Consider the following 17,048-nt stretch of genomic DNA (forward strand, 5'->3'; position numbering starts at 1 on the left):
CAAAGCTACAACCAATGCCTCCTAAGGTTCAAAACTGAGTTGCCAAGGCGTTGATATTTGCCATTGAATAGGGAAAAAATGAAAATGAACCGCTAACTCTTTTCAAACAACCACCAGATAGGACGACGGCGGCGTTGGATTTTAAAATTTGCCTTCAAATAACTTTGGATGTGCTGAGTCGCTTCTTCCAAGTCATCGGTGATTTTGAGCAAATTAAGGTCATCAGGAGAAATGGTTCCTTTGTCAATCATCTTTTGGAGCATTTCAATCAGTGGCTCATAGTAAGATTTTCCAATCAATACCATCGGAAAGTTCTGAATCGTCCCCGTTTGAATAAGCGTTAGGGTTTCAAACAGTTCGTCCATGGTGCCTACGCCGCCAGGCATAATCACAAAAGCGTAGGAATATTTGACCAAAAGTACCTTACGAATGAAAAAGTACTTGATTTTTACCCATTTGTGCATGTAAGGGTTTTCACTTTGTTCGTGCGGAAGAATGATATTGCAACCCACCGAACGCCCGCCTGCTTCAAACGCCCCACGGTTGGCGGCTTCCATGATGCCAGGCCCACCGCCTGTCATCACGGTAAGGCCAAGTTCTTGGGCAATGCGCCGACCCATCTCACGGGCTTGTTCGTAGTGTTCACTTCCTTCTTTGAACCTTGCCGACCCAAAAACCGTGACACAAGGGCCAACAAAGTGCAGGGCACGGATTCCTTTCAGAAATTCCCAAAAAACTTCGAGCACAAACAAAAACTCAAATCGACGGCTTTTGGGGCCTTCTAAATAGTAGTCGCCCGTGCGTTGGTCGAGGAAGGGCGGAGGGAAAGGTGGATTGGGCATAGAACTCGTCTGGTTTCGGAAATACTTTAGTAACTTAGCGGCAGAATAGCTTAACTACTATGATTCAAATCACTTCTTTTGTTTTTTCTCCTTTTTCAGAAAATACCTACGTTCTTTATGACGAGACCAAGGAAGCGGTCATCATCGACCCAGGTTGTTTGATGCAGTCGGAAAAGGAAACATTGGCTAATTTTATTACTGAAAAAGGATTAAAAGTGACCGCTTTACTCCAAACTCATGCGCATTTGGACCATGTCTTCGGGAGTGCATTTGTGAAGCGTAAATATGGCGTAAAAATGTACATGCACAAAAAAGAATTGCCTGTATTGGAGGCGGTCGAAAGCCGCTGTAAGTTATGGGGAATTCCTGGTTTTGAACCCGTAGAGGCCGATGCGTTTTTGGATGAAGGAGACAAAGTGACGTTTGGACAGTCGTCGTTGGACGTGGTTTTTGTGCCAGGTCACGCACCAGGGCACATTGCCTTTATTTGTCATCCGCAAAAATTTGTCATTGGTGGCGATGTGTTGTTTAAAGGAAGCATAGGCCGTACCGATTTTCCTTTGTGCGACCATGCAGCTCTCCTGAACAGCATTCGTACCAAGTTTTTTACGCTCGACGACGACTATCAAGTATATGCAGGGCACATGGAACCCACCACCATCGGCTACGAACGCCGTTATAATCCTTTTTTGAAATAAACGTATGCGCCTTTTTACGATTCCCAATTTGATGACCTGCGGCAATCTACTTTGTGGATGCTTAGGTATCGTGTTCAGCTTTCGGGGTGATTTGTTATTAGCGGGAGCCTTGATATTTTTGGCTGCGGTGTTGGACTTTTTTGATGGCTTTGCCGCGCGACTTTTAAATCAATCCTCGCCCATTGGCAAAGAATTGGATTCATTGGCCGACATGGTAACGTTCGGTGTTTTGCCTTCCATGATTGTGTTTCAATACCTCGAACGTACCAATGATTCCATCGAAATTGAGGGGATGTTGGTGTCCTTCGTGGCGTTTTTACTGGCAGTTTTTTCGGCCTTGCGTTTGGCCAAATTCAACATTGATACCCGCCAAGCCGATTCGTTTATTGGGGTACCCACTCCCGCCAATGCCATTGTAGTGGCCTCGCTTCCTTTTATTCTTAGGATGTATCCTGAGTCTCAATCCATCATTGTGAATCCAACGGTATTGATCGGCTACACGCTCGTGATGTCGTTTTTGATGATCATGGAAGTGCCTTTGTTGGCCTTTAAATTCAAAAGTTTTGGTTGGAAAGAAAATCAACTCAAATATATTTTCCTTGGGGTGTCGGTGGTTTTATTGATTTTGCTGAAATTTGCAGCTGTTCCGCTGATAGTCGGTATTTACATTTTACTCTCATTCATAGCCCCCAAATCCCCAAAAGGGGCTTAACAATCAAAATCTCCCCCATTGGGGGTGGGGGGCTTTAAGTTCTATGAAATTCATCGCCGAAATCAACGTCATGCCCCAAAAAGAAATCCTTGATCCACAAGGGAAAGCCGTTAAACTCGGGCTTCATAATTTGGGTATCGACGACGTATCTGATGTCCGTATTGGCAAACACATCACTTTGAGTTTAGACGCTGATTCAGAGGCTGCTGCCCAACAACTCGTCGAAACGGCTTGCAGTAAATTGTTGGCCAATTTGATTATGGAAGACTATACTTACACGTTGAAAGAAGCTTAGTGAAGCGATAAAGGCAGAACGTTCGGAAGGAAGTTCTGCCTTTTGTTATTTAATACTCCTACAATCATGCCATATTCCAAAATTACAGGTTTGGGTTTTTACGTACCCGAAAACGTAGTAACCAATGATGACTTGAGCAAACTGATGGATACCTCTGACCAGTGGATTCGTGAGCGGACAGGGATTCAAGAACGTCGTTACTTTACCTACGGCAAAGATACCAACGCGAGCATGGCTACTGCGGCGGCCCGTCAGGCATTGGAACGGGCGGGTTTGCAGCCATCGGATGTTGACATGATTGTATATGCCACCATTACGCCCGACTATTTTTTTCCAGGTTCGGCGTTTTTGATGCAGCGCGAACTCGACCTCATTGGTATTCCTGTGATTGATATTCGGGAACAATGTTCGGGTTTTGTGTATGCGCTTTCGATTGCCGACCAATTTATCAAAACCAGTACGTATAAAACGATTTTGGTCATAGGAGCCGAGATTCAATCGACTTGGACTGATAAAAGCAATAAAGGCCGCAACGTTGCCGTAATTTTTGGAGATGGTGCAGGGGCTGCCGTTGTGCAAGCAACCGAAGACCCCACCCATCGCGTGCTTTCTACGCACTTACACGCCGACGGTCGTTTTGCCGAAGATTTGTTTGTGAAAGACCCAGGCAGTAGCCGCCCAGTTCGCTCGGCTACCAAAGAGATGGTGGACGAGGGAGGATTTGAAGTCATTATGAACGGAAACGCGGTCTTCAAACACGCCGTTGTTCGTTTTGCCGAAGCCATCAACGAAGCCTTGGATGCCAATGGCTACAAGCCCGAAGATATTTCGCTGCTGGTACCTCACCAAGCGAATATTCGTATCAGCGAGTACATTCGCCAGCAAATGGGCCTGCGCGAAGACCAAGTCTATAACAACATTCATAAATACGGTAATACCACCGCCGCTTCCATTCCAATTGCCCTTACCGAAGCTTGGGAAGAAGGACGCGTCAAAGAAGGCGACCTTGTTTGTTTAGCCGCTTTTGGTAGCGGTTTTACGTGGGCGTCTGCACTGATTAAATGGTAATCGTACTGGGCAACTTATCGAAGTAATCATAGCTTTTGTTTCCATGAAAACGCATTTTCTCCGACTTCTCGATTATGAACGTTGGGCCAACGCCCAATTGGTCGCTTCTATTGAATCGCTCGAAACACCTCCCGAAAGAGCTTTGTCGCTGATGAGCCATGTGCTCAATGCGCAAATGGTTTGGTTTACACGCGTTGCCAATGATCATTTGGTGGTAGGCGTGTGGGACGTCTTACCTGTTGCTTGGCTTTCCGAAACGTTGGAACACAGTTACCAAAAATGGTCAAGCTTTGTAAAAGATACCGACGAAGCCGATTTTGATAAAATTATTACGTACCAAACCACCACTGGTGCTACTTTTCAGTCGTCGTTAGGTGATATTTTAACGCACTTGAGCCACCACGCGGCCTATCATCGTGGACAAATCATCAGCATTTTGAAACCCGAATTGTCGCAAGTGCCATCGACTGACTTTATACTTTGGGCGCGTCAATCTTAGGTGCTAAAGCACAAGTTAACCGTTATTTGTTATCCGTTCAAAATTAGCGGATTACGTTAAAAAAACACCCTAAAACTTTTGCTCTGTTACTTAAAAAATAGACCAATGGAAGAGTTTGAACAACCCAAAGAAAAAGACAAGTCGAAGAAAGAGAAAAAGAAGAAGAAAAAAAAAGAAGGCCGTAGCGCCGAAACAATGTTTCGGACGACGTTGGCAAGTCATCTTCAGCTCAGTGCCATGGCCGACCAAAAAGCGGGCTTGATGATTTCGATTAATTCTATCATCATTTCGGTAGTTATCACTTTTTTGGTGAGTGAAGTAGAGTCCAATCCTCAGTTATTGGTGCCGATGACTTTATTGGTACTCGTTTGCCTTGCGACTATCACTTTGGCGTTGCTTTCCACCCGCCCGTCGGTACGCTCAAAAGCCGAGCGTCTGACGTTGGATAAATCAAACATTGACCTGTTGTTTTTCGGAGATTATTTGGCGCTATCGCGCGATGAGTACAAAGAAGCAATGAAGCAACTGGTGACGGAAGAAGAACGAGTGAAAGAAACGATGATTGACAATATTTACGCCCAAGGGTTTGTCATTGAACGTAAATATCGTCTGTTGAAAATCACCTATTTGGTGTTTATGATTGGTTTTCCGTTGGTTCTTCTTAGCTTTTTGGTGGTGTTGTTTGGGGTTAGTTAAGCCCTTTGATCACAACACCCGCCGCCTGTGGTTTTCCCCCACCATAAATCAGCAAGCGCTTTACATCTTTAGGATTGTCGATAATCGAATAAAAATCATCCAAATAGCGAAGGGTGCGTTTGACGTAGCCTGGTTTTAGATGAGGGTTGTTTTGATACAACGCATAGATTTCGGGTTTGGCGGCTTTAAACCGTGCAAAAACCTGCTGGAGCAAAGCGGGCGGATAGGTCAATCCTCGGTAAAGTCGCTCACGCACCGAGGCAAGTTCCAATTGCTCGGCAGGTTGGGCGTATTTGGCCTCTACAATACCCGAATGGTCAAAATCATAAGGAACAGGAATCGGATATTTTCCTCCTTTGGGGGCTAACAGTTTGATATTGTGCAAATAAGGCACGGACCAATCGGTGTTGCCAATCATGTATTCAAACACCGCAACCGTCGCCATTTGAAGAGAATCAATGCGGGGCATCGGAATTTGTTTGATTGTATAATCTTTAGCTTTGTTGCGTTTGGCCATATCGTCTTCGTCTTCAAGCAAAAACGCATAACTTGTTACGGGTTTTTGAAGCCCCGCCGAGTCTTCGTACGTTACCTGGGCAATTCGCGCCCGAAAACTGTAATTTGTAATCAGGTTGTACATTCGATAGACCAAGTATTCGTTGAAAATGTATTCTTCGCTCTGGCAATGCGTGACAAGTTTAAGTCGATTTTGACGCTCAAAGATGGAGTTTTTGTCTTTTTTTTGCGGTAAATCCAACAGCAAAGGTGGAAAAATGCAGTTTTTAGCTGCTTTGCGGAAGTTGCCGCGTACTTTGAGTTTGATAGGAATTTTTAAATCCCCTTTCTTTTTGCGGGCATAATACAATTCGGCCCAGTGATTGGAAGGAGAAGCGCCTCGGTCTTTTTGGAGCGCCTTGATGTTGGTGACAATGCGCAGTTTGATGACGTCATCGTTTTTAAAGAGCGGGCCAAAATTGGCCTTTTTTTCCACTTTTGCCGTGTCGGAAGAAACAGATTGGCCGAAAGTGCAAGGAGTAAACCAGGCCCAAAAAGCAACTAGATAGAGGTAATGTTTCATAGCAATGGCTGATTGTATTATTTAACAGGATTAGGCGGTGTAAGGTGGGGTGCCAGGAAGCGATAAATCTCTTGCCGCGATTCTTTGGCTAATTTTGTGTCAATGCGGTTAAACGTATGCCCGCCTGGGGCTTCTTGGTAAATTTTATACTCAAATTTTTTACCGTTGGCTTTCAGTGCGTTGATAAGTCCTTCTACTTCCAGTACGTTGACGTCCTCGTCGTTGGTATTGGTGTGAATGAGAAGTGGGGTTTTCAGTTTTTGAGCATTCCAAAGCGGCGAGCGGCGGCGGTATTCGGCCACGTTTTCGGCGGCATCTTTCCCAATGTGGTTGGGCGATGAAAACTCGTTGCGATAGCTTTGGGTTTTGTAGCCCATGCGCGCAATCAAGTCACTGACAGGCACGCCAGCGTAGGCAACGCGGTAATCTTCGGGATGGTCAAAAATATTCATGAGCGTAATCATCCCGCCGTGGCTCCATCCCATAATTCCCACGCGTTCGGCATCGACTTGTGGCATGTTTTCGACGGCCCAGCGTTTTCCTGCCAACACATCGTCGTTTTCATAGGCACCGTAGTCGATTTGGCGGTAAAAAGTGCTTCCGTAGCCCGTGCTTCCTCGGTATTCGGGAGCGATGATGATGTACCCTTGCTCAACCATTTCGCGGACGATGTGGGCATAAAACGTATTGAAATCGCCGTGAACACCGCCGTGAATGAGCACAATCAACGGCAATTTTTTCGACTCAGCGTATTTTTTTGGAATAAAAGTATAGGCAGGAATAACCACGGGATTGTAGGCACCTTGCCCAGTGGGGTTGCGTACCACGTGTGGGGGTTTGCTGGCGTACCGAACTTTGTCGATGATGGCGATATCGCCCAGTTTTTCGTACCAAAGCAGGTCGTCGATGGTCTTGGTAAGACCTTGTTCCATAAATTGGAGTTTGTCTTCCAATGCTTTTACGCGTTCATTTAAGTCGGAACTTTGTCCAAATGACCACGTTGTCAAGAACAATAAACAAACAAAATAGAGTTTTCTCATGATGAATGGGCGTTTAGGTCGTTTTATTTGGCCAAACCTGCTTCCGATACAAGCGTCAGCAAGGCAAGTTGAATGGCTTTGTAGCTGTCTTTTTCGTCGTACCACCACTCGTTAAGGGCGTGGTTATTGCCCGTTTTTCCGCCTTGTCCGAGCGTAATGGCAGGTATTCCTTTGGAAATAGGCACGTTGGAGTTGGTCGAGCCACGGGTTAGTCGAGGCGATACCCCAAAATAGGTAGTAGCGGCCATGGCGCGTTGAATGAGTGGAAGACTTTCGGGAAGTTCGCCAGAAGGACGGTCGCCGATTTTTTTGATTTCTACCGTCAAGGCAGGCCCCATGCGTTTCATGGCATTGTGCTCCACCAAGGCTTGTTGAATGGACGCTTTTAGTAACGAATCGACCATGTTGAGGTTTTCGGGAATTTCAGAACGCATATCGACTTCCATCCACGACTCAAATGCAATCGAGTTGACCGATGTCCCGCCGCCAATGCGCCCTACGTTGTAGCTCGTGCGAGCGCCCGAACGCGTAAACTTATCCGCCGCTTTGGAAAAATAATGAATGGCCGAGCCGAGCGCGTGTTGCGGATTGGCCAGCCCAAAAGCGCCCCACGAGTGGCCGCCTGGGCCACGAAACGTAACACGGTAACGAAACGAACCCAAACCCATGTTGATAAGCGTGCCCGTTTCGCCGCCGTCGATGGCAATCCAAGAGTCGATGCGACGACTTTGGTCGGTAAATAAAAACTTGGTACCGCGCAAATCTCCTAAGCCTTCTTCGCCCACTGAGCCCACAAACAGCACATCCGCTTCGGTTTCCACCTTAGCCTCTTCCAAGGCCCGAACTACGGACAACAATAAAACCAGGCCACGGGTGTTATCGGCGATACCTGGCGCAAAGAGCGTATCGGCATTGTTGCTTACTTTAATCTTGGTTTCGAGCGGAAAAACGGTGTCCAAATGGGCGTCAAAAGCAACCGTGCGCGTGCGTTTCTTTCCCTTGCGAAGTGCGAGTACGTTTCCTTCCTTATCCGTCCAAACCGAATCAGCACCCGCTTCTTTGAGCATACTGGCAAAGCGTTCGCCGCGCTTGGTTTCCATAAATGGTGGCGCAGGAATTTCGGTGAGCATGATAAGCTCGTTTCGGTTGCGCTGGGTTTGGTCTAGAATGGACTGAAACGCGGCTTGCAATGGCTTGGTTTTGGCCAATTGCTCTACTTCTTTCAAATAAGAGCTTTCTACTTTTCCGCTTTTTCCTTCGCCGTTTTCTTGGGTATTTCCGTGCTTTGGAAGAAAGACAAAACAACTCAACAAGGTAAACAATGTGAAGGTAGAGGTACGATTTAGCATATTGATGAAATAAAAAGATGGTACGCTAATTTTACCGCAATCTACACATGTTTTTAAATAAGCCATCAAAAACTCAACTCATAAAACCACTGACAGAACGTTTGCCAAAAAGGAAACTTGTAGAAATTGAGCACAGAGTAATGATAGACTAAAAGAATCCCGAGGGCAAGTGGAAATACATTCAGCCGTTTGTGCGACCGCCAATCCCAAATACTTAGCGCTATCAACAGCAAGTCGGCCAATAAAAAACCTGCCACGGGCGTGATAGGCCATCCTTCTAATGTAGGCAGATAAGCCCGAATCCCACGGGCAAAATGACCAATGAGTCGGTCGGTAATGGGGGTAACCATGGGAAAAGCACTACAAACCAAGTACCGTGCGTGAATGGTTGCCTTCTTTTTGTAATAAATCCCCAAACCGTACAAAATTAGGAAAGCAACGAGGGCGTTGATTACCAGTGCGATAAAGAAATATTCCATGGTTCCTAACGCCTGGCTTTTGTCAATTTGGAATTTGAGCAAATCCAACGTAGTGAGGATAATCAACGGAACCAATACGTACGAATACTTCCCAATTTGGCGGTGTAACGCCGTTTTCTTTTGGCGAATCAGGTAAGGTTGTACAACCAACATAGCGCACCACAAAATGAGACTGATGCCGTGGGTATGCATTCGATAATTGGCTTGGTCTAGCAATCGGGAAAAATAACTAAACCAAAACCCGCCGACCATCAACAGGAAGAACCCAACGAAGTAGAAGTGACTCCTTTTAAATAGCGCGGTTTCGAGTTTCATAGGTAAAGGTGTATTTAGGGGAATTAAACCAGGGGAAGTGCTGAAATCGGTAGTTTTATCGTAAACGTTGTTCCTTTTCCTTCCGCACTTTCTACTTCCAACGTTCCATCGTGCCCTTTGGTGATGATGTCATAACTCAGCGACAAACCCAGCCCCGTGCCTTCGCCCGTGGGTTTGGTGGTGAAGAAAGGCTGGAATATTTTGGGTAAAATGTCGTTTGGAATCCCGTTTCCGTTGTCGCTTACTTTTATTTCGACCGCGTTTGCAAGGCGTTTGGTTTGCACCGTTACGGTTGGGTTTGGTAGGGACGTTGCATGCAACGCCCCTACGGTATTTCGTTGGTTGACGGCGTAAAAGGCGTTGTTAAACAGATTTAACAATACGCGGCCAATGTCTTGCGGCACAATATTGATTTTGGAGAGGGTAGGGTCAAGATGAATCTGAAAATCAGCATTAAAAGCTTTGTCTTTTGCCCTCATTCCGTGGAAGGAGAGTCGTAAATATTCATCACAAAGGGCGTTGATGTCGGTGGGTTGTCGTTCGCCTGTACCCATGCGCGAGTGCTCCAACATCCCTTTGACGATGCTTGAGGCGCGCTTGCCATGGTGGTTGATTTTTCCAAGGTTTTGCGAAATATCGGCCAATATTTCTGCTCCCAACCCCTCAATATGGGCTTCTTCCTTGAGTTCATCAATAAGTTCGACGGACAATTCGGCGAAGTTATTGACAAAGTTCAACGGGTTTTGAATCTCGTGAGCGATGCCCGCTGTGAGTTCGCCGAGGCTGGCCATCTTTTCTTTTTGAATCAATTGATTTTGCGCCGCCCTCAATTCTTCCAATGATTGCTCAAGTTGCGACGTTCGTTCGCGTACTTGTCGCTCAAGCGTTTCGTTCTGAACTTCAAGTAGTTGCTGCCTTTCTTGTTCCTGCTGTAGCGTTTTTTGGGTAAGGGTATTGTTTTCTTGCAGCTTCTCAATCAGCACTTTATTGGTTTGAGAAAAACTAATGGCCAAATAGAGCGAAATCGACAGCGGTACGCACAAAACGGCGATTTGGTAAGTGAAAATACCTCCAAATCCTTGAGGAAACAAGGGTGCAAAACCGTAGTATGCAAGGAGAAGGTCAAAATAAAACAGCATAAACATCACCAACGAAATCCCCATTCCAATCATGATGAGGCGAGCTCCAGGGAGATGCTTCCGTAAAGCCACCACCGTCACCCGAATCACCTCCGCCGTCATCAGTAGTTCGGTACCGAGCTCGGCCCAAATGGAGCCTAATGAGTAGGGGGTAAAAAGGCTTAACATAATGACCGCCCCAAAAACGACAATGAGCCAAAAGAGTATCCCTGTTTTTTGGTGATAAATCTCATAAATGGCCCGTATCAAAAACAGGTACGCAATGGGGAAAGAAAGGGTCTGAATGAACTCGACAATAAAATAAAGCGAGAGGGTTTCGACAAACTCAAAAGAAAGGGGAATGCAAAAAAAAGCAATTCCCAACGCCAAGGTTGTTCCTGAAAAATAGAGGTTGGCGCGTTGGGTTCGGTAGAGGGAGAAAAAGGACAAGTGCAAAAAGGTGAGAATAAAAAAGACCCCGACCTGAAACCAACCGTAATCGCTTTGCTGGCGCTGGTAAGCTTGGCTTTTGGGGGCGTTTTCGGTTTCAATCAGCGTGGCTCGGAAACAATGGTTCTTGTTGAAACCCACACGGTTATAAAAAGAGTTTCGCTCGTATGCTACCCGTACTGCGATTTGTACAAACGGATAACTGACCGAATAAGGCAATCCGATGGAGTTGTTGTGGAAAATATTGGCCGCTTGAGTAATGCCTCGTTTGGCGTCGATGTCGCCGATTTTTCGGGCCAAAATGCCGTTGATATATACTTCAGAAGCTACACTTTGGCTGATTTGGAGGGTGGTTAATTTTTGGGCAACCATCGGCGAAAACTCAATCGTGGTGCGAAACCAGCCGTAGCCCTTTCGAGAGAGTTCTGGGATGGCGTTGACGTCTTGCGTAGGGTCAATTATTTTCCAGTCGCTGTCATCAAATTCGGGGTCAGCCCATTCGTGGTTGTCGCCTACGTGCCATTTCCATCCGTTGGTAAGCACCAAACCTTTGGATGGAATGCTGTCGATGTTGTTTACATTTTGGCCTTGGGCCCCGACCCAAAACAGCAAAAAGAAAAGGATTAAAATAGGGTTTTTCATGGAAAGGCTGTATTGAAAAGAATGGTTTGGAAATGCTAGGAAACGGCAACGGGCGCGGTTGCTATGGGAAGCCGAATCGTAAATGTGGTACCGTTGCCCTCCGCCGATTCTACGTCGATTTTGCCACCGTGGCCTTTGGTAATAATATCATAGGCCAACGACAACCCTAAACCAGTGCCTTGGCCTGTGGGTTTGGTGGTAAAAAAGGGTTGGAAAATTTTGGCTTTGACTTTGTCGCTCATTCCCCCGCCGTTGTCTTTGACTTTAATAATGAGCTGGTTGTCGCTTTTTTCGGTGAACACACTTACCTTAGGTTTGAAGGATGGGCTAGAAGCCCGTGCTACATTGACGGCATAAAAGGCATTGTTGATAAGGTTAAGTAGGACACGTCCAACGTCTTGAGAAACTACACTGATTCGGGGAAGGTCAGGTTCGGTAATGAGTTCAAAATCAGCGTTGAAGCTTTTGTCTTTGGCGCGCATTCCGTGGTAAGAAAGGCGCAGGTATTCGTCACACAAGGCATTGATGTCGGTGAGTTGGCGCTCACCCGTACCCATCCTCGAATGCTCCAGCATTCCTTTGACAATGCTGCTGGCACGCTTGCCGTGGTGGACAATCTTTTGAAGGTTTTGCTGTAAATCGCCCGCAATGGCTTTCACTTCTTCGGTGTCGCCGCGCTCGATTTCTTCTTTCATTTCGTCGATTAATTCCGTCGATACTTCTGAGAAATTATTGACAAAATTCAACGGATTCTGAATCTCGTGGGCAATCCCCGCCGTCAATTCTCCCAATGAAGCCAATTTTTCCGATTGTACCAACTGCGCTTGCGTGGCTTTGAGGCTTTGCAATGACTTTTTGAGTTCGGACGTACGCGTGGCTACTTGTTTTTCGAGCAACTCATTTTGGGTACTCAAGAGGTGCTGTTTTTCTTGCTCTTGGGCTAAATTTCGCGCTGAAAGCTCTTCGATTTCGGTGATTTTTTTGAGCAACGAACGGTGCGTACGGGTGTATTCTTTTACCAACGACAAAGAAAGTCCAACAGGAATGCTCAATACAAAGATGAGGGCTAAAATTCCTAAAACGACCAAGAAGTATTCGCTAGTAGATTGAATCGAGTCAATGTTGTAAGCCAACATCCCAAAAAGAATGGACACCGCAAAGAACACTACAATACAAACCGCCATCGCAATGAGGGTATTGACGGGCACTTTGGCGTTGGGGTGGCGTCGGCGGTCGGCAAGAATACTGACCCGAATAAAATCAACAAATAACAAAACGAAGAAAGGCCAAGTTTGAAGCTCGAAGGGAAGCGTGATGTCAAAAATCGTGGAGGTCAAGGCCAACACCATGAGCCCCGCTTGCAGGTAAAAGAAATACTTGAAGGGCTGGTCGAGGTAGAGATACAGCGAAACATTGATGAGAAGCAGGCCAAGGTAGAGCGTAATCAGCGTGATTAACTCATTGATTTCGTGTCCACTAATGGTGGTAATATGGTCGTCGAGAAAGTCGGCGAAGAACGAAATACCAAAAAATAACAACGTAAATCCCAGCGATAAGCTAACCTTTTGCTGGCGATTGGTTGAATAAAAAAGAAAGTGTAATAAGCTGAAAATAAAGAAAACGCCAATGCAAAATGCCAGCGCTCGACTCATTTCTAGGTTATCCCGATAAAAGGAGCCTCCCCAGCGATTAATGTCGTGAAGTTTGATTTTGAAAAGCTCTTGGCCCGTGCCTGGAAAATAAAAATTACTTTTCGTAAACGAGTAGCGAATGGCCAATACGTGCTGCAACGTGTCTGGAAGCGTGATTGGAAGTAATTCGGCCAGCACCTTGGTTTTTTCTACGGCAGGATTGGTACTGACGACCCCAATCTTGTGGAGTAGCTTGCCGTCGAGGTAAATCTCCGAGGCACCCATTTGCTCGATATTCAGGAACAACGTCTTTTTAGCAAGGCTCGAATCGAGTCGAATTGGTTTGCGAAACCAGCCAATTTGGGCTTTGCGTAGTTCGGGAAAATGGCTGATATTTTTGTACAAAACGGGGGCATCTTTCCACGTAGAGTCATTGAACGACGGAGCCGCCCACGCAGCGTTGTCGCCTTCTTTCCATTTCCAAAATTTAGACAGGGAAAAGCCATCGGAGGAAATGCTTTTGATAGGGGCGCGGCTTTGAGCCCAAACCTGACAACCGATTAAAATGAAAAGAAAAACTTTAAATAAATGCTTCATAAAAACTAAGATTAGGAAGGGTCAGGTAACGTAATGGTAAAGGTCGTTCCTTCTCCTTCAATGCTGTCGAGTTCGATGGTTCCTCCGTGGCCTTTGGTGACGATGTCGTAGGCCAAACTTAGCCCCAGACCTGTGCCTTGTCCTGTGGGTTTGGTGGTAAAAAAGGGTTGGAAAATTTTGGATTTGAGTTCTTCAGGAATGCCCGTTCCGTTGTCTTCCACTTTGACGACAATTCCTTGCTCGGTGGTTTGGGTATGTACCGAAACCGTGGGGGAATAGTCCTTGATTCCTAATTTTTCTTTGGCTTGTACGGCGTAAAAAGCGTTGTTGATGAGGTTGAGTAATACCCGTCCAAAATCCTGTGGAATGACGTTGACTTTGGGCAAAGATGGGTCAAGATACGTATTCATTTTGGCATTAAATGATTTGTCTTTGGCGCGCAATCCGTGGTAACTCAGGCGTAAATATTCGTCGGCGAGGGTGTTGAGATTGACGGGTTCTTTTTTGCCCGTACTCGCCCGCGAATGCTGGAGCATCCCTGTTACAATGCTCGATGCGCGTTTGCCGTGGTAATTTATCTTTTCTAGGTTTTGGAAAATATCATCCAAAATCTCGTTCTCCAATTCTTCGTCGCGCTCTTCTTTGGTACGTTCCGATTTGAGTTCGTCGAGCAGTTCTACCGATACTTCCGAAAAGTTATTGACAAAGTTAAGCGGGTTTTGTATTTCGTGGGCGATGCCTGCCGTAAGTTCGCCCAAACTCGCCAGTTTTTCCGACTGAATCAGTTGTTGTTGGGTGGCTTTTAGGTGTTTTAGCGATTGGGTGAGGGCAGAGGTTCGTTCGGCTACTTGTTTTTCAAGCACGTCATTTTGCTGAGAAAGAATGCGTTGTTTTTCCAACGACAACTCTTCTAGCTCTTTTAGTTTTAACTGCAATTCTTTTTCGGTGGTTGAAATACCACGCGCAATCAACATGGAAAGCGTCAGCGGCGTACACGCATAAAAAGCAATCATCAAGAAATTGGCCCAGTTTTGAACCGAACCGACCTGAATGGTTCCCGAAATGATGAGCAAACGAGCGCTCAAAAAAACAATCATTAAGACAAACGAAAGAATCAGAGAACGGGAGTCGAGCTGATTGGATTTGCGGGCAAGTACGACTTTTCGGACGACTTCTATCAATAGACCAAGAATACTCCCGTAATAGATGTATTGGGTGAGCGGAGCGTTGGGGGCAAGAATGCTTACAGAAGTAACACTTAGAAAAACGACGCCTAACACCTTAAAAAACCAAGAGATGGGCTGCTGTAAGTAGCTGATAATGGTATAGCAAAGGATGAGTAAATAAAGCGAAATAAAGAGACTGTAACCAAAAGTGAGAAGTGAGGCGGTAAAAGGATGGCTGGTGCCAAATAAAACATCGCCTGTTACAAAATGTAGGGTGGCAAACAAAAGACACAGGGCAAAGGTGCGGTTGTAGCTTTTGGTTGTATTGTAAAGGTAAAGGATAAAATGCAAAACGGCCATGACCAGAAATAATCCCGCCAATGACCAATGATACCAAGCGACGTATCGACCCGATTGAAAGGCTTTTTCAAAACGCCCCGTTGGGTCAATCAGCGTACATTCAAACAGCGCCTTTTTGGAAGGAAATAACGTTTGAAAAAACGTCGTTGGACGACTGGTGTACGAATGTCGAACGGTGAGGGTATAAGTTCCTGCTTTGGGAAAAACAAGGTAGGAAATACTGCCCAAGCCCGTCGAATAGGTGCTTTCGGCGGTAGGGTCTTCGCTTACTTTCCCAAGTTCACGAATGCGTTTTCCGTTCAGATAAACTTCGGATGCACCTGCCTGACGGGTGAGGATGGCAAGCGGGCGTTGACACAAGCTGGAATCTATTGTTAGGGTAAGTCGCAACCAGCTGACTTTTGAGGACGCAAAGTCAGGGTTTTCAGAAAAGGGTAGGGACACGTCGATGGGTTTCCAGACGGTATCTTTTGCGTTTTCTGACCGCCAACTCCATCCTTTATCAAAGCGGACGCCAGTGGCTGGTAGAGAGTCCACTTGGAGAGGAGGAAGTTGCGCATTGGCGAGGGTGGCAGCGCAGAAAAGAAAAAAGAATAAAAAATGCTTCATCAATGATTGGGTAACGTGATGGTAAAGGTCGTTCCTTCTCCTTCGACGCTGTCGAGTTCGATGGTGCCGCCGTGGCTTTTGGTGACGATGTCGTAGGCCAAACTTAGCCCCAAACCCGTGCCTTGCCCCGTGGGCTTGGTGGTAAAAAAGGGTTGGAAAATTTTGGATTTGAGTTCTTCTGGAATCCCCGTTCCGTTGTCGCCTACTTTAATGATGATTCCTTGGTCGGTATTTTGGGTACTAACCGTCACGGTGGGCATATAGTTTTCGGGTTGGCTGATGCTTCGGGCTTGTACGGCGTAAAAAGCGTTGTTGATGAGGTTGAGCAATACCCGTCCAAAATCCTGCGGAATGACGTTGACTTTGGGCAAAGACTCATCAAAAAACGTATTCATTTTGGCATTAAACGATTTGTCTTTGGCGCGCAAGCCGTGGTAACTCAGTCGTAAATATTCGTCGGCGAGGGCGTTGAGATTGACGGGTTCTTTTTTGCCCGTACTTGCCCGCGAGTGTTGTAGCATCCCCGTAACGATGCTGGACGCGCGCTTTCCGTGGTGGTTTATTTTTTCTAGGTTTTGAAAAATATCGTCCAAAATTTCTGCTTCCAATCCTTCGTCGCGGTCTTCTGTGGGTCGGGCGCGTTCGGTTTTGAGTTCTTCGAGCAGCTCTACCGATACTTCCGAAAAGTTATTGACAAAGTTAAGCGGGTTTTGTATTTCGTGCGCGATACCTGCCGTAAGTTCGCCCAAACTCGCCAGTTTTTCCGACTGAATCAGTTGCTCTTGGGTGGCTTTTAGGTGTTCGAGGGCTTGTTGTAATTCTTCTTTTTGTTTGGTGATTTCGGCGGTACGTTCGGCTACTTGGTATTCCAAATCCAATTTTTTGGCTTCCAAGATTCGGTTGTTTTCTTCTTCTTGGACCAATTTTTGGCGTTGCTTGTTAAACTCTCGTTGCTGATTTCGGGCAATAATGGCAAGCACAAAACTGAGGACAAAAACGATGGATTTGGCCGTTTGAAAGAAGAGATCGTAGTTTTCGTAGAAGCGAGGCATCCAGTATTCGGCCAAGTTATCAATAAAGAAAACAACTCCCAATGGCACAATCATCCAAAACAACAAGCGGGCATTAGGGACTTCTTCTTTTAAAAGATAGGCGGGGTATGCCACCAAAATAAGTAAGCCAAAAAAAACGGGTGGGGAGATTTTTTCTCCATCGGTCACAACCTCCACCAATAATAAACCAAATGCAATCAATCGCCCGATGCGAATTCGGTCGTGCCACTCGGGCAGGCGCTCAGCAGTTTGTAAAAACTTTTGAACAAAAGGCAGCAAAAAGAAGGCTACCAGAAAAGGAAGTATAAAGCTCATAACCGTGACCGAACGAGGTTTTGTTAGGAATAAGTTA

At 46.0% G+C, this 17,048-nt stretch carries 15 protein-coding genes; 6 read left to right on the forward strand and 9 right to left on the reverse strand.

What is annotated here, in order from left to right; genetic code table 11:
- Positions 1-92: 92 nt before the first annotated feature.
- A complete protein-coding gene (locus FHS57_RS02345) occupies positions 93-842 on the reverse strand; it encodes an LOG family protein (RefSeq protein WP_183971240.1) in 750 nt (249 codons plus the stop codon).
- 59 nt (positions 843-901) lie between these two features.
- On the opposite strand from FHS57_RS02345, the gene FHS57_RS02350 reads away from it, so the two are divergent.
- The 6 genes from FHS57_RS02350 (at position 902) to FHS57_RS02375 (ending at position 4,810) form a co-directional block, all read left to right on the forward strand.
- Complete coding sequence (locus FHS57_RS02350) at positions 902-1,540, forward strand: MBL fold metallo-hydrolase (protein WP_183971241.1); 639 nt, start codon at positions 902-904, stop codon at positions 1,538-1,540.
- Between the two features lie 4 nt (positions 1,541-1,544).
- Positions 1,545-2,252, forward strand: a complete 708-nt coding sequence (gene pssA, locus FHS57_RS02355) for a CDP-diacylglycerol--serine O-phosphatidyltransferase (RefSeq protein WP_028521799.1) — start codon at positions 1,545-1,547, stop codon at positions 2,250-2,252.
- A 43-nt stretch (positions 2,253-2,295) separates the two neighbouring features.
- The gene (gene purS / locus FHS57_RS02360; protein WP_028521798.1) at positions 2,296-2,547 is read left to right on the forward strand and encodes a phosphoribosylformylglycinamidine synthase subunit PurS; all 252 of its coding nucleotides are present in this window, start codon (positions 2,296-2,298) and stop codon (positions 2,545-2,547) included.
- Positions 2,548-2,613: 66 nt separating this feature from the next.
- Positions 2,614-3,615 carry a 3-oxoacyl-ACP synthase III family protein gene (locus FHS57_RS02365; RefSeq protein ID WP_028521797.1) on the forward strand — a complete coding sequence of 334 codons (1,002 nt, stop codon included), beginning with the start codon at positions 2,614-2,616 and terminating at the stop codon, positions 3,613-3,615.
- Positions 3,616-3,658: 43 nt separating this feature from the next.
- Complete coding sequence (locus FHS57_RS02370; protein ID WP_183971242.1) at positions 3,659-4,114, forward strand: DinB family protein; 456 nt, start codon at positions 3,659-3,661, stop codon at positions 4,112-4,114.
- Between the two features lie 105 nt (positions 4,115-4,219).
- Positions 4,220-4,810: a Pycsar system effector family protein gene (locus FHS57_RS02375; protein ID WP_183971243.1), complete on the forward strand. Its 591-nt coding sequence runs from the start codon at positions 4,220-4,222 to the stop codon at positions 4,808-4,810.
- Here the strand turns inward: FHS57_RS02375 and FHS57_RS02380 are convergent.
- The 8 genes from FHS57_RS02380 to FHS57_RS02415 form a co-directional block, all read right to left on the reverse strand.
- Positions 4,803-5,888 (reverse strand): hypothetical protein, encoded by a 1,086-nt coding sequence (locus FHS57_RS02380; RefSeq protein ID WP_183971244.1) that lies wholly within the window; start codon positions 5,886-5,888, stop codon positions 4,803-4,805. The two genes, FHS57_RS02375 and FHS57_RS02380, sit on opposite strands and share 8 nt — an antisense overlap.
- 17 nt (positions 5,889-5,905) lie before the next feature.
- Positions 5,906-6,928 carry an alpha/beta hydrolase family protein gene (locus FHS57_RS02385; protein WP_183971245.1) on the reverse strand — a complete coding sequence of 341 codons (1,023 nt, stop codon included), beginning with the start codon at positions 6,926-6,928 and terminating at the stop codon, positions 5,906-5,908.
- A 23-nt stretch (positions 6,929-6,951) separates the two neighbouring features.
- The gene (locus tag FHS57_RS02390) at positions 6,952-8,277 is read right to left on the reverse strand and encodes a M20/M25/M40 family metallo-hydrolase (protein WP_183971246.1); all 1,326 of its coding nucleotides are present in this window, start codon (positions 8,275-8,277) and stop codon (positions 6,952-6,954) included.
- A gap of 65 nt (positions 8,278-8,342) precedes the next feature.
- Complete coding sequence (locus FHS57_RS02395) at positions 8,343-9,071, reverse strand: hypothetical protein (RefSeq protein ID WP_183971247.1); 729 nt, start codon at positions 9,069-9,071, stop codon at positions 8,343-8,345.
- Between the two features lie 23 nt (positions 9,072-9,094).
- The gene (locus tag FHS57_RS31725) at positions 9,095-11,281 is read right to left on the reverse strand and encodes a sensor histidine kinase (RefSeq protein WP_229601238.1); all 2,187 of its coding nucleotides are present in this window, start codon (positions 11,279-11,281) and stop codon (positions 9,095-9,097) included.
- A gap of 35 nt (positions 11,282-11,316) precedes the next feature.
- Positions 11,317-13,509, reverse strand: coding sequence for an ATP-binding protein (locus FHS57_RS31730; RefSeq protein WP_229601239.1), 2,193 nt, complete (start codon positions 13,507-13,509; stop codon positions 11,317-11,319).
- An 11-nt stretch (positions 13,510-13,520) separates the two neighbouring features.
- On the reverse strand, positions 13,521-15,644 hold the full coding sequence (locus tag FHS57_RS31735; protein WP_229601240.1) for a sensor histidine kinase: 2,124 nt from the start codon (positions 15,642-15,644) through the stop codon (positions 13,521-13,523).
- Positions 15,644-17,011: an ATP-binding protein gene (locus FHS57_RS02415; protein ID WP_183971248.1), complete on the reverse strand. Its 1,368-nt coding sequence runs from the start codon at positions 17,009-17,011 to the stop codon at positions 15,644-15,646. Before FHS57_RS02415 ends, FHS57_RS31735 begins: the two co-directional genes overlap by 1 nt.
- Between the last annotated feature and the right edge of the window lie 37 nt (positions 17,012-17,048).

The sequence above is a fragment of the Runella defluvii genome (genome assembly GCF_014195535.1).
GTDB lineage: Bacteria > Bacteroidota > Bacteroidia > Cytophagales > Spirosomataceae > Runella > Runella defluvii.

What these genes read in the sequence shown, in the direction of transcription:
- FHS57_RS31730 (WP_229601239.1), bottom strand. Translation starts at nt 13,509, where the DNA reads ATGAAGCATTTATTTAAAGTTTTTCTTTTCATTTTAATCGGTTGTCAG.
- FHS57_RS02385 (WP_183971245.1), bottom strand. Translation starts at nt 6,928, where the DNA reads ATGAGAAAACTCTATTTTGTTTGTTTATTGTTCTTGACAACGTGGTCA.
- FHS57_RS02370 (WP_183971242.1), top strand. Translation starts at nt 3,659, where the DNA reads ATGAAAACGCATTTTCTCCGACTTCTCGATTATGAACGTTGGGCCAAC.
- pssA (WP_028521799.1), top strand. Translation starts at nt 1,545, where the DNA reads ATGCGCCTTTTTACGATTCCCAATTTGATGACCTGCGGCAATCTACTT.
- FHS57_RS02375 (WP_183971243.1), top strand. Translation starts at nt 4,220, where the DNA reads ATGGAAGAGTTTGAACAACCCAAAGAAAAAGACAAGTCGAAGAAAGAG.
- FHS57_RS02345 (WP_183971240.1), bottom strand. Translation starts at nt 842, where the DNA reads ATGCCCAATCCACCTTTCCCTCCGCCCTTCCTCGACCAACGCACGGGC.
- FHS57_RS02390 (WP_183971246.1), bottom strand. Translation starts at nt 8,277, where the DNA reads ATGCTAAATCGTACCTCTACCTTCACATTGTTTACCTTGTTGAGTTGT.
- FHS57_RS02380 (WP_183971244.1), bottom strand. Translation starts at nt 5,888, where the DNA reads ATGAAACATTACCTCTATCTAGTTGCTTTTTGGGCCTGGTTTACTCCT.
- purS (WP_028521798.1), top strand. Translation starts at nt 2,296, where the DNA reads ATGAAATTCATCGCCGAAATCAACGTCATGCCCCAAAAAGAAATCCTT.
- FHS57_RS02415 (WP_183971248.1), bottom strand. Translation starts at nt 17,011, where the DNA reads ATGAGCTTTATACTTCCTTTTCTGGTAGCCTTCTTTTTGCTGCCTTTT.
- FHS57_RS31735 (WP_229601240.1), bottom strand. Translation starts at nt 15,644, where the DNA reads ATGAAGCATTTTTTATTCTTTTTTCTTTTCTGCGCTGCCACCCTCGCC.
- FHS57_RS31725 (WP_229601238.1), bottom strand. Translation starts at nt 11,281, where the DNA reads ATGAAAAACCCTATTTTAATCCTTTTCTTTTTGCTGTTTTGGGTCGGG.
- FHS57_RS02395 (WP_183971247.1), bottom strand. Translation starts at nt 9,071, where the DNA reads ATGAAACTCGAAACCGCGCTATTTAAAAGGAGTCACTTCTACTTCGTT.
- FHS57_RS02350 (WP_183971241.1), top strand. Translation starts at nt 902, where the DNA reads ATGATTCAAATCACTTCTTTTGTTTTTTCTCCTTTTTCAGAAAATACC.
- FHS57_RS02365 (WP_028521797.1), top strand. Translation starts at nt 2,614, where the DNA reads ATGCCATATTCCAAAATTACAGGTTTGGGTTTTTACGTACCCGAAAAC.